This window comes from Microbacterium sp. CnD16-F, assembly GCF_024124465.1.
Taxonomy (GTDB): domain Bacteria; phylum Actinomycetota; class Actinomycetes; order Actinomycetales; family Microbacteriaceae; genus Microbacterium; species Microbacterium gawkjiense.
Genome location: NZ_JAMXSA010000006.1, coordinates 12,339 through 24,986 on the forward strand (window position 1 = coordinate 12,339; position 12,648 = coordinate 24,986).

Annotated in this window: 8 protein-coding genes; 4 read left to right on the top strand and 4 right to left on the bottom strand. The window is 71.2% G+C overall.

The genetic code is table 11. The features are described 5' to 3' along the window. Nucleotides 1-136 precede the first annotated feature (136 nt). Together NH287_RS02880 and NH287_RS02885 are read left to right on the top strand one after the other, a co-directional pair. Entirely contained in the window at nt 137-1,915 is a 1,779-nt protein-coding gene (locus NH287_RS02880) for a glycosyl transferase (RefSeq protein WP_253034407.1), read from the top strand. Next, nucleotides 1,912-2,847: a tetratricopeptide repeat protein gene (locus NH287_RS02885; RefSeq protein WP_253034408.1), complete on the top strand. Its 936-nt coding sequence runs from the start codon at nt 1,912-1,914 to the stop codon at nt 2,845-2,847. Before NH287_RS02880 ends, NH287_RS02885 begins: the two co-directional genes overlap by 4 nt. 43 nt (nt 2,848-2,890) lie before the next feature. Here NH287_RS02885 and glgB read toward each other — a convergent pair whose 3' ends face one another. The 3 genes from glgB to glgX are packed head-to-tail and all read right to left on the bottom strand — an operon-like array spanning nt 2,891 to nt 9,242. Continuing rightward, nucleotides 2,891-5,026: a 1,4-alpha-glucan branching protein GlgB gene (gene glgB / locus NH287_RS02890; protein ID WP_253034409.1), complete on the bottom strand. Its 2,136-nt coding sequence runs from the start codon at nt 5,024-5,026 to the stop codon at nt 2,891-2,893. Then, complete coding sequence (locus NH287_RS02895) at nt 5,023-7,098, bottom strand: alpha-1,4-glucan--maltose-1-phosphate maltosyltransferase (RefSeq protein ID WP_253034410.1); 2,076 nt, start codon at nt 7,096-7,098, stop codon at nt 5,023-5,025. The genes glgB and NH287_RS02895 overlap by 4 nt, the downstream gene beginning before the upstream one ends. 44 nt (nt 7,099-7,142) lie before the next feature. Next, nucleotides 7,143-9,242, bottom strand: coding sequence for a glycogen debranching protein GlgX (gene glgX, locus NH287_RS02900; RefSeq protein WP_253034411.1), 2,100 nt, complete (start codon nt 9,240-9,242; stop codon nt 7,143-7,145). Nucleotides 9,243-9,293: 51 nt separating this feature from the next. Between glgX and NH287_RS02905 the strand changes: the two genes are divergently transcribed. Then, on the top strand, nt 9,294-10,478 hold the full coding sequence (locus NH287_RS02905) for a cysteine desulfurase family protein (protein WP_253034412.1): 1,185 nt from the start codon (nt 9,294-9,296) through the stop codon (nt 10,476-10,478). 9 nt (nt 10,479-10,487) lie between these two features. Continuing rightward, a complete protein-coding gene (gene mnmA, locus NH287_RS02910; protein WP_253034413.1) occupies nt 10,488-11,585 on the top strand; it encodes a tRNA 2-thiouridine(34) synthase MnmA in 1,098 nt (365 codons plus the stop codon). On the opposite strand, the gene NH287_RS02915 is transcribed toward mnmA, so the two are convergent. Beyond that, a complete protein-coding gene (locus NH287_RS02915) occupies nt 11,542-12,558 on the bottom strand; it encodes an epimerase (RefSeq protein ID WP_253034414.1) in 1,017 nt (338 codons plus the stop codon). The genes mnmA and NH287_RS02915 overlap by 44 nt on opposite strands. Nucleotides 12,559-12,648: the final 90 nt, after the last annotated feature.

A 12,648-nucleotide genomic window follows, 5' to 3' on the forward strand; every position in this document is an offset into this window, starting at 1 on the left:
CCTCACCCTAGTTCGCCGATGCGCCCCGACGCGGGAGCGACGCCCTCCCACGCGTTTGCCAGCACCGTTCGCTAGGCTGGAATGTCGAATGATCGGCCGTGCACCCCGGATGCCGGCTGGAGGAGGGCGGCAGTTCGTGAGATTCGTGTGGGCGATCATCGCCTTCGTCCTTGCCACGCTGATGATCGGCGCCGGAGTGGCCCAGCGCACGATCCTCGAGGCACCGGCGACCGAGACGGCGACCCTCACGACGGATGCCGACGCCCCCTACGTCCTCATCGACGGTGCGGTCCTCGCCAGCCGCCCGGGCGCGCAGACCCTCCGCATCGCCGGTGACGGCCCGGTCTTCGCCGCCTACGGTCGGACGCAGGACATCGCGGCGTGGCTGGCTCCCACCGAGTACGTCCACGTGACCCTCGGCGCCGAGGACCTGCCCGTCTCCGAGACCGTCGCCGCGTCGGCCCCCGTCGAGGGCGATGCGCCGACCGCGGCGCCCGCTGGGTCGGACCTCTGGCTGGACGAGTTCGAGCAGGACGGGTCTCTCGCCACCACACTCCGCCTCCCCGCGGACATGAGCGTCCTGGTCGCCTCGGACGGCACCGCGGCGGCTCCGTCCGATCTGAGCGTCACCTGGCCGACCGGCGCGACCACGCCGTGGGCGGGACCGCTGCTGGCCGGCGGCATCCTGATGGCCGTCGTGGGCCTCGTCCTGTACATCCTCGCTCTGCGTCACGTCCGGCGGTCCCGGGGCCCGCGTCGCAAGGGTCTGCCGACCACTGCGACGCAACCCATCGACCTCTCGGTGGAGGAGGCGGAGAAGGGCGTCATCACGGCGGCTCCCGCGCGGAAGCGACTCGGCCGCGGACGGCGCCCGTTCGTCGCGCTCTCCGCCCTCCTCGTCGGCGGGATCGCGCTCACCGGCTGCTCGCCCGACGCCTGGCCGGACCTGCAGCCCGAGGCGACGCCATCGCCCTCGGCATCCGTCATCGTGCCCGAGGGCCAGGGAGCGCCCGCCGTGACGAAGACGCAGGCCGAGCGCATCCTCGGCCGGATCTCCGAGCAGGTCACCGCCGCCGACGAGGCGAAGGACCCGAAGGCCGCGGCACTGCGGCTCACGGGGCCCGCCCTCACCGAGCGTGAGACGAACTACCGACTCCGCACCGAGCTCCCCGATGCCGACCCGCTGCCCGCCATCCCGGCCGGCACGATGACCGCCCTGCTGCCGCAGGCGAAGAACGACTGGCCGCGGATGTTCATGGCGGTGGTCGAGGACGCGGACGGCGTCGCCACCGTCATGACGGCGACGCAGAGCGACCCGTGGGCCGACTACAAGGTCGCCTACATCTCGAGTCTCCGCGCCGATGCCACGATGAACCTCGCCGCGGAGTACGTCGGCGCCGTGGCCGTGGAGCCCAACTCACCGTTCCTCCTCATGCCGCCCGAGAACCTGGCCGCCGCGTACGCGGACGTCCTCGACAAGGGCGACAAGAGCGAGTTCGCCGCCCTGTTCGACGAGAAGACCGACACGTTCCGCTCCCTCGTCGCCGAGAACCGCGCTGCGGTCCTCAAGAAGTTCAACGAGACCGGTGAGGAGACCGGCCGGGTCTCGTTCCTGGCCGAGCCCGGCGATTCCGAGCCGCTCTCCCTCGTCACACTCGACAGCGGTGCGATCGTGGCCGTCACCGTCACGGAGAACGAGACCGCCGTCCCGACCGATGACGACGCCGTGATCAAACTCGGCGAGAACGTCGTGGTGAAGGCGCTCTCGGGCGTCTCGCAGTCGAGCACCGGCTTCCAGACCCGTTACACCGATCAGCTGTACTTCTTCGTGCCCGCGCAGGGTTCGAACGACAAGATCCAGCTGCTGGCCTCCCGTTCCAACGTCCTCGACGCCAAGGTGGTTGAAAAAGAGTGAGCACCCCCGCACCCGGCGCCGTCCTCCGCGGCGCCGTCGATCTCTCGTCCCTTCGCAACCGGCCCGCGGGACAGCCCGAGGCCGCCGCGCCCGCCGGCGGCGGAGCCCCGGCATCCCGCCTCATCTTCGACGTGACGGATGCCGACTTCGGTCAGGTCCTCGAGCTGTCGCGGACCGTCCCCGTCGTCGTCGACCTCTGGGCCGACTGGTGCGGCCCCTGCAAGCAGCTGAGCCCCGTGCTCGAGAAGCTCGTGACCGAGCTCGGCGGCAGGCTCGTGCTCGCGAAGGTGGACGTCGACGCGAACCCGCAGCTCGCGCAGAGCTTCCGTGCGCAGTCGATCCCGCTCGTGGTCGCCCTCGTCGCCGGTCAGCCCGTCCAGCTCTTCACGGGGGCCGTGCCCGAGGCGCAGGTGCGCGAGGTCTTCACGCAACTGCTGCAGCTCGCCGCGCAGCACGGGGTGACCGGGACGGTGCCCGTCGAAGGCGCTGAGACGGATGCCGAGGACCGCCCGGCCGCCTTGCCGCCGCTCCATCAGGCGGCCTTCGACGCCATCGAGTCCGGTGACTACCAGGCCGCCGCGGCAGCGTACGAACAGGCTCTCGCCGAGAACCCCCGCGACGAGGACGCGAAAGCCGGCCTCGCGCAGGTGCATCTGCTCGGCCGTGTGCAGAACCTGGACCTCGCCGCGGCGCGCGCCGCTGCCGCTGCCGCTCCGCACGACGTCGAGGCGCAGTTCGCCGTCGCCGATCTCGATCTCGCCGGCGGGCACGTCGACGACGCGTTCGCGCGACTGCTGGATCTGTTCGCCGCTCTGCCGACGGACGAGCGCGCGCCCGTGCGGGCACGTCTGCTCGAACTCTTCGGCGTCGTGGGCGACGCAGACCCTCGGGTCATCCGAGCGCGGGGACGACTCGCGAGTCTGCTCTTCTGACAGAGGAAAGGGGGTCCGGGCATCAGCCCGGACCCCCTTTCTCTCACGCCTGGTGACGGAGCCAGAGGACGCCGAGCGGCGGCAGGACGACGGTCGCGGTGCCGTCGGCATCCGTCGTCACGCCGCCGAAGTTGCCGACCCCGGACCCGCCGAACTCCTGCGCGTCGCTGTTGAGGATCTCGGCCCACGCCCCGGCCTCGGGCAGGGTGATCCGCACGTCGTGGCGGGGGGAGCCGGCGAAATTGCACAGCACGACCACCGTGCCGCCGTCGTGGTCGCGGCGGGCGAACCCGAGGATGTTGCCGTCGGGGGTGTGCGGCCAGACGCGGGAGAAAGCGGACCCGTCGGTGTCGCGCGACCACAGCGGCGCTTCGTCCCGGTAGGTGCGGTTGAGGGCGGCGACGAAGTGCTGCAACTGCTGGTGCGCCGGCTGATCCAGCATCCACCAGTCCAGGCCGCGCCCCTCGGACCATTCGGACATCTGCCCGAACTCCTGCCCCATGAACAGGAGCTGCTTGCCCGGGTGCCCCCACATGTACGCCAGGAAGGCTCGCATGTTGGCGAGCTGCTGCCAGTGGTCGCCCGGCATCCGGGTGAACAGCGACCCCTTGCCGTGCACGACCTCGTCGTGGCTGATGGGGAGCACGAAGTTCTCGCTGAACGCGTAGACGAACGAGAACGAGAGCTCGCCCTCGTGGTGCGAGCGGTAGAGCGGATCGCGGCCGATGTACACGAGCGAGTCGTTCATCCAGCCCATGTTCCACTTGAAGCCGAAGCCGAGACCGCCCTGGCTGGTCGGAGCCGTCACACCGGGGAAGCTCGTCGACTCCTCCGCGATCATCGCGATGCCCGGGTAGCGCTTGTAGGCGGTGGCGTTGACCTCCTGCAAGAAGCGGATCGCCTCGAGGTTCTCGCGGCCGCCGTGGATGTTCGGCTCCCACTGCCCTTCCTCGCGGGAGTAGTCCAGGTAGAGCATCGAGGCGACGGCGTCGACACGCAGGCCGTCGACGTGGAACTCCTCGAACCAGTAGAGCGCGTTCGCGACGAGGAAGTTACGCACCTCGTTGCGCCCGTAGTCGAAGATGTACGTGCCCCAGTCGCGGTGCTCGCCGCGCCGGGGATCCGGGTGCTCGTAGAGCGGGGCTCCGTCGAAGCGCGCGAGCGCGAACTCGTCCTTCGGGAAGTGCCCGGGCACCCAGTCCATGATGACGCCGATGCCCGCCTGGTGCAGCCGGTCGATGAGATAGCGGAGGTCGTCGGGGCTGCCGAAGCGGCTCGTCGGGGCGTAGTAGCCCGTCACCTGATAGCCCCAGGAGCCCCCGAAGGGGTGCTCGGCGAGTGGGAGGAACTCGACGTGGGTGAAGCCCTGCGCCCCCACATAGTCCACGAGCTCGTCGGCGGCGTCGCGGTAGCTGAGACCGGGCCGCCACGAGCCGAGATGGAGTTCGTAGGTGGACATCGGCTTGTCGTGCACGGAGCCGGACGACCGTGCGGCGATCCACTCGTCGTCCGACCAGGTGTACTCGCTCTCCGTGACGACGGATGCCGTCGCGGGCGGGACCTCGGCGGCCCGGGCCATCGGGTCGGCCTTCATCACCCAGTGGTTCGCGGCGGTGAGGATCTCGAACTTGTAGGCCGAGCCCGCGCCGATACCCGGGACGAACAGTTCCCAGACGCCACTCGATCCGAGCGAGCGCATGGCGTGCTGGGTGCCGTCCCACCCGTTCAGATCGCCGACGACGCGGACGGCCCGGGCGTTGGGCGCCCACACCGCGAAGGAGACGCCGCTGACGGGGCCGTAGTGGCGGACGTGGGCCCCGAGGACGGTCCACAGCTGCTCGTGGCGCCCCTCGCGGATGAGGTGCAGGTCCATCTCGCCGAGCGACGGCAGATGCCGGTACGGGTCGTCCACGCGGTAGTCGGGAGCGCCCTCGTACGTCGCGACGAGATCGTAGGCGGTCGGCTGCGTCTCCGTGACGCCCTCCCAGACCCCTTGACGGATGTGCTCGAGCTCGACGCGGGAGCCGTCGGCCAGCACGGCGGTCACGGTCTGCGCGAAGGGACGCCGCGCCCGGATCACCCATTCGTCGCCCTCGGGGTGCGGGCCCAGCACGTCGTGGGGGGCGTGGTAGGCGCCGGCACCGACGGCATCCAGGATCGAATCATCGGGACGGGTCATGAGTGTGCCTTCACGTGGAGGATGTGGACGGGTTCGGCGAAAGCGTCGAGTCGGACGTAGTTGTGCTCGTTCCACGTCCAGCGCGCGCCGGTGAGGAGGTCCTCGACCTCGTAGTCGTGGCCGCGGGGGAGTCCCCAGATCTGCGAATCGACGTGCACCGTCGTCTCGCGCGCCGAGTGCGGGTCGACGTTCACGACGACGATGATCGTGTCGGATTCGCCGCGCTCGGCCACCGCCGCGGGCAGGTGCTTCACGTAGGCGAGGATCGCGTCGTCGTCCGTCCCCTGCAGGTGCAGACCGCGCAGCTGCCGGAGCGCGGGATGCGCCCGGCGGATCTCGTTCAGCCGCCGCAGGTACGGGGCGAGGGAGTCGCCCGCGGCCTCGGCGCCCGCCCAGTCGCGGAACTTGTACTCGTACTTCTCGTTGTCGATGTTCTCCTCGGACCCCGGGCGGGCGACGTTCTCGTAGAGCTCGTAACCCGCGTAGACGCCGTAGCTGGCCCCCGCGGTGGCCGCGAGAGCGGCGCGGATCCGGTAGGCGGGGCGACCGCCGAACTGCAGGTACTCGGTGAGGATGTCGGGGGTGTTGACGAAGAGGTTCGGGCGCATGAAATCCGCCGTCTCGTCCGAGATCGAGGCGAAGAACTCCTCCAGCTCGGTCTTGGTGTTGCGCCACGTGAAGTACGAGTAGCTCTGCTGGAAGCCGCTCTGTGCGAGCGCCCGCATCGGCATGGGACGGGTGAACGCCTCGGCCAGGAAGACGACGTCGGGGTGCTCGGCGTTGACGGTGCGGATGAGCCACTCCCAGAACTGCAGCGGCTTGGTGTGGGGGTTGTCGACGCGGAAGATCTTCACCCCTTGCCGGATCCAGTGCTGGACGATGCGCAGCACCTCGGCGCGGATGCCGACCGGGTCGTTGTCGAAGTTGACCGGGTAGATGTCCTGGTACTTCTTCGGCGGGTTCTCGGCGAAGGCGATCGAACCGTCCGGCAGCGTCGTGAACCACTCCGGGTGCTCTGTCACCCAAGGGTGGTCGGGAGCGGCCTGGAGGGCGAGGTCGAGGGCGATCTCCAGGCCGTGGGCGTTCGCGGTGTCCACGAACGCGCGGAAGTCCTCGAGCGTCCCGAGGTCGGGGTGGACCGCATCGTGTCCGCCGTCCGCCGAGCCGATGGCCCACGGCGATCCCGGATCCCCGGGACCGGCGTTCAGGGTGTTGTTGGGGCCCTTGCGGTTCACCTCGCCGATCGGGTGGATGGGCGGGAGGTAGACCACGTCGAAGCCCATCGCGGCCACGGCGGGGAGGCGTTCGGCCGCCGTGCGGAAGGTGCCGCTGCGGACGGTGCCGTCCGGCAGGCGGACCGCCCCCTCGGAGCGCGGGAAGAACTCGTACCAGGCGCCCACGCCGGCTCGCTCGCGCTCGACGAGGAGCGTGTTCTCCTCGTGGAGGGTGTGGAGCGAGAGGGCCGGGCGGTCGGCGAACGCCCGGGCGAGCCCCGGGTCGTGCACGACGATGAGGGCCGCCTCGTCGTCCACGGCGTCATCGCGGAGGGCGCGCGCCGCGGAGGTGAGGGCGGTGCGCTCCTCGACGGGACGGGTCTTCTCCGCAGCGGCGCGCTCGAACAGCCGCGCGCCGATCTCCCGCATGAGGATCGGGTCCACACCCGCGGCGATCTTCAGCTCCGCGGCATGACGCCAGGTCGCGTAGTCGTCGGCGAACGTCTCGAAACGGAACTTCCAGGTGCCCTGCTCGAGGGGTGCCACGACGACGCGCCAATTGTCGAAGCCGTCGTCGAGGGGCTGGAGCCGGTGGAGCGTGACCGCGCCCGAGGGCGCCGTCAGCCGCAGGTGCACGCCGATGCGGTCGTGTCCTTCGCGGAAGGCGGCGACCGTGAACGGCACCGCCTCGCCGACGAACGCGGTCGGCGCGAACCGGCCGCCCGGGACGCTGGGACGATGGGAGGCGATCGGGATGCGGCCGTTGCGGATGCCGGCATCCTTCCTGGTCGCCTTCACCGGTCGGACCGGGATCTCAGCGGAGCTGCGGACGGAAGCGGGGGAGATCTGTGTGGCCACGATCCGAACCTACCGGTGCCGAGGAAGGCGCGAAACGGCCTGGATCACTCGGCCCGGAACAGGTACATTGACGGACCGGTCGCGGTGAACGCGTCGCCGGGGGCGAGCGGGGCGGCATCCGAGCGCGGACGCTCGTCGACGCTCGACCACAGGGGGGCGAAGCGCGTCACACCCTCCAGCGCCGGGAGGATGATCTCGACGTCGCTCTCGCGGCCGTGGACCACCAGGAGCGTGCGGTTGGGCGCTTCGCTCTCGGGTGTGGAGCTGGCGTCGTACTGCAGCGTGCGGTGCGAGGGATCCGTCCACTGCTCGACCGACATCGTGTTCCCCTGCTCGTCATACCAGTCGATGACGGACGCGCCCGGAACGGTCATCTCGGCATGGGCGAACCGGACGGGTCGCAGGGCCGGGTTCTCCCGGCGGATGCGGGTGAGCAGCTCGACGTGGGCGCGCAGGTCGTCCTGCCAGGGTTCGCGGCTCCAGTCGTACCAGGTCAGCGCGGAGTCGTGGCAGTACGCGTTGTTGTTGCCGTGCTGCGTGCGCCCGATCTCGTCGCCCGCGGTGATCATCGGAACGCCCGCCGAGAGCAGGAGCGTGCCCAGCAGGTTGCGCATCGCGCGCCGGCGGGCCGCGAGGACGGTCGGATCGTCGGTCGGCCCCTCGAAGCCGTGGTTGAAGGAACGGTTCGTGTCCGCCCCGTCCCGCCCGTGCTCGCCGTTGGCCTCGTTGCGCTTGGAGTCGTAGGAGACGAGGTCGTGGAGGGTGAACCCGTCGTGCGCGGTGACGAAGTTGACGCTCGCCAGCGGACCGCGCTCGGCGCTGAACGTGTTGGCCGATCCGGCGAGCCGGGTCGCGAACCCGCCGATCCCCACCGGCGTGACAGCGGCGCGGCGGGAGTAGTCGATGTCGCTCAGCCAGAAGTTGCGGACCCGATCGCGGTAGCGGTCGTTCCATTCGCTCCAGCCGGCGCCGAACGCCCCCGTCTGCCAGCCGCCGATGCCGACGTCCCAGGGTTCGGCGATCATCTTGACGCCCGCCAGCGCGGGGTCCTGGACGATCGCCTGCAGGAGCGGGTGCTCCGGGGTGAAGGCGTGGGAGGCATCGCGCCCCAGGACGGGGGCGAGGTCGAAGCGGAACCCGTCGATCTGCACCTCGTTCGCCCAGTAACGCAGCGAATCGAGGACGAGGCGGGACGCGGCATCCGTCGACGTGTTCAGGGAGTTCCCGCATCCGGTCACGTCGATGTAGGTGCCGTCGTCGGCCTGCCGGTAGTACGACCGGTTGTCGATCCCGCGGAAGCTCGAGCGGGGCTCGCCGAGTCCCTGCTCGGAGGTGTGGTTGAAGACGACGTCGAGGATCACCTCGATGCCGGCCGCGTGCAGCAGCTTCACCATCCCCTTCACCTCGCGAAGCACCGCGGTGGCGCCTTCGGCCTGGGCGGCGGCCGTCGCATACGGGGCGTGCGGCGCGAAGAAGCCGACCGAGTTGTAGCCCCAGTAGTTGGTCAACCCCAGCTGCAGGAGGCGGGGCTCGCTCGCGAAGGCGTGGACCGGGAGCAGCTCGATCGCGGTCACCCCGAGGCTCCGGTAGTGCTCGATCATGGCCGGATGCGCCATCCCGGCGTAGGTGCCGTGCAACGCCGCCGGCACACCGGGATGCCGTTTCGTGAGGCCCTTGACGTGCGCTTCGTAGACGACGGTGCGATCGAGCGGCGTCATCGGCTTCGCGACGCCGCCCCAGTCGAAGCAGTCGTCGACGACGACGGACCGCCAGGAGTGGATGCCGGGGGACGCCAACCCCCGCGCGTAGGGATCGATCAGCAGCGTCGCCGGGTTGAAGGTCATCCCGGGGCCGTGCGGTCCGTCGACCCGCACGCTGTAGGTGACGCCGACCCGCAGCGCGGACGTCGTCGCCTCCCACACGCCGCCGCCCACGGGGGCCAGCGGGACGGTGTCGACGATCCAGTCCGGGTCGTCGTCGTCGAAGACCACGAGCTCGACGCCGGTGGCGTGCTCCGACCACACCCGCAGCGTCCCGCCCCCGTCGTGCAGGCGTACCCCGAGCCGGTCGTAGACGTCCGACAGCATCCCCGGGACGGGGGTGTGGGACGCCGCGGTCGTCGGGCCGGCCGGAGCGAAGGTCATGCGTCCTACAGTAGTGAGCAGGCGATGAAGGTCAGCGGCAGGCGGAGGGTCATGGCGGTCTATCTCGACCACGCGGCATCCACTCCGCTGCGACCGGAGGCGCGTGATGCGTGGCTCGCCGCGTCGGAGGTCACCGGCAACGCGTCGTCCGTGCACGGCGCCGGCCAGGCGGCGCGGAGGCTGCTCGAGGACGCCCGTGAGCGGATCGCGGCGGTGCTGGGGTGCGACCCCATCGAAGTGGTGCTGACCTCGGGGGGCACGGAGTCGGTGAACCTCGCCCTCCAGGGGACGTGGTGGGCGCGCGACCCGGACCGGTCGGCGGTCGTCCTGCCCGACGGTGAGCACCACGCGACCCTCGAGACGGTGTCGTGGCTCGCTTCCGCCCAGGGGGCGGAGGTACGACCCGTGCCGCTCGACGAGAGCGCGGCGATCGATGTCGCGGCCTTCGATGCGGCACTCCCGGGCGCCGCCCTGGCGACGGCGCTCGTGGCCAACAACGAGGTCGGGAGCGTGTCGGATGTCGCCGCCCTGGCGGCATCGGCGGCGGCGGCAGACGTGCCCCTCCACCTCGACGCCGTCGGGGCCATCGCCCATCTGTCGCTCGACTTCGCCGCGCTGCGGGGACCGGGGGCCGGTCGCGGCGGACTCGTCGCGCTGAGCGTCGCAGGCCACAAGGTGGGTGCGCCGGTCGGGACGGGGGCGCTCGTCGTGTCGCGTCACGCCCGCATGGGCGCGGTCCTTCACGGCGGGGGGCAGCAGCGTGGCCTCCGCTCGGGCACACCGGATGTCGCCGGTGCCGCCGCCCTGGCCGTGGCCCTCGAGCTCACGGCGGCGGAGCGCGCCGCCGAGGCGGAACGCCTGCGTCCGCTGTCCGACCGGCTCCTGATCGGTGTGCACGACATCGCCCCGGAGGTCGTACTGCTCGGCGCACCGGACCAGCGACTACCCGGCCACCTGCACCTCCTCTTCCCCGACGCGCTGGGGGAGACCCTCCTGTTCCTCCTCGACTCCGCGGGCGTGCGCGTGTCGACCGGATCGGCATGCCAAGCGGGTGTCGCCGAACCGAGCCACGTCGTCCTCGCCCTCGGTCGCACCGATCGCGAGGCCCGTTCGGTCCTGCGGGTCACGCTCGGGCGCACGACCACGGCGGCCGACGTCGACGCGTTCCTCGCCGCACTCCCCGAGGCGCACCGCCGCGCGGCGGCGTCCAGCGCCCGTGCGGGGTCGCGCTCGTAGACTGGGACGATGCGCGTACTGGCAGCCATGAGCGGTGGGGTCGATTCGGCCGTCGCCGCGGCGCGCGCGGTGGACGCGGGTCACGACGTCGTCGGCGTCCACCTGGCGCTCTCGCGCGCCGGAGGCACCCTCCGCACCGGCAGCCGGGGCTGCTGCACGATCGAGGACGCGCTCGACGCCCGGCGCGCGGCCGACCTCCTCGGCATCCCGTTCTACGTGTGGGACTTCTCCGAGCGCTTCCGCGACGACGTCATCGACGACTTCATCAGCGAGTACCGGGCGGGACGCACACCGAACCCGTGCATGCGGTGCAACGAGAAGATCAAGTTCGCGGCCCTGCTCGAACGGGCCCTCGAGCTCGGTTTCGACGCCGTCTGCACCGGCCACTACGCGACCCTCGTCGACGGCCCGGAGGGGCGCGAACTGCACCGCGCGTCGGATGAGGCGAAGGACCAGTCCTACGTCCTCGGGGTGCTCACCGCGGACCAGCTCGCCCACACCTACTTCCCGCTCGGGACGACGCCGTCGAAGGCCGTCGTCCGCGCCGAGGCCGCCGAGCGCGGTCTCACGGTCGCGCAGAAGCCGGACAGCCACGACATCTGCTTCATCCCCGACGGCGACACCCGCGGGTGGCTGGCCGAGAAGGTGGGCGCCGAGCAGGGCGACGTCGTGGACCGCGAGGGATCGGTCGTCGGGCGGCACGAGGGAGCGCACGCGTTCACGGTCGGTCAGCGCCGGGGGCTGCAGCTCGGCGTCCCCGCCGCGGACGGCAAGCCGCGGTTCGTCCTCGAGGTGCGTCCCGTCTCGAACACGGTTGTCGTCGGGCCGAAGGAGGCTCTCGCGACGGCGGAGATCTCCGGGGAGCGGCACAGCTGGGCCGGACGTGCTCCTGCCGACGGCGTGTTCGCCTGCGACGTGCAGATCCGCGCGCACGCCGATCCGGTCCCCGCTCGGGCGAGCGTGCGCGACGGGTCGATCACGGTCGTCCCCGAGATCCCTTTCGACGGCGTCGCGCCCGGTCAGACGGCGGTGCTGTACGACGGGACCCGGGTGATCGGGCAGTTCACGATCGCGCGGACCGTCTCCGCCGTTCCCCAGAACGCCTGACCCGGCCGCCCCGTTCGACCTCGGCGAACGCCGCGCGGAGGTCGGTGTGCGCGAACCGGAATCCGGCGTCGACGAGCCGCTCGGGGAAGACCCATCTGCTCTTGAGGATCAGCTCGGGCTCGGTCCGCAGCACCCACATGGCGATCTCGAGCATCCAGCGCAGCGACGGCAGGCCCACCGGCATCCCGACGACGCCGCGGAGGGTGCGCATGAGGGTGCGGTTGTCGGATGCCTCGGGCACCGCGATGTTGACGGGGCCGGAGATGTCGTCCCGCTCGATGAGGAAGCGGACGGCGCGGAGCACGTCCTCGATGTGCACCCAGCTGAAGCGCTGGCGCCCCCGGGTGAGGTGCCAGGGCGGCCGGTCGCCCGTCGGCTCGTCGCCGATGCCCCGGTAGCGACGGTGCGGCGGGAGCCAGCCGTCGTGCTGCGGCCCACCGAGTCCGGTACGTGCGAGGGTGAGCAGCATCCGGGAGGCGGGGCCGTCGCCGACGACGATCGCCAGACGCAGGGCGACGCGGCGCGTGCGCGGCAGTTCTCCCGCGAAGAACGCACGCTCCCACGACCGCGCGACGTCGACCGAGAAGCCCTGCCCGAGTTCGCCGCCCGATTCGGTGTTCGGGCGGTCCATCGCGTGGCGGTAGATCGTCGCGGTGGACGCATTGAGCCAGAGCCGGGGCGGGGCGGATGCCGCGGCCACCGCAGCGTGCAGGGCGCGCGTCGTCTCCACCCGCGACCGCAGGATCTCGTCGCGGTTGCGATCGGTGTAGCGACAGTCGACGGACTTCCCGGCGAGGTTCACGAGCAGGTCGGAGCCGTCGACGGCGGCCGCGAGCGCGGCGGGGTCGTCCCAGCGGACGGCGGCGGTGCGTCCGACGGTGACGACGTCGTACCCGTCGTCCGTGAGGGCTGCGACGAGAGCCTCGCCGATGAATCCGCCGGCACCGGCGACGACGGCACGAGGACGGGACATGCCTCGACGCTACCCGGTCACGTCGCCGGTTGCTCGGCGAGGTCTTCCGCTACTCCGGGACCTTCGTCTACCGCATCCTGCCGGAGCGCG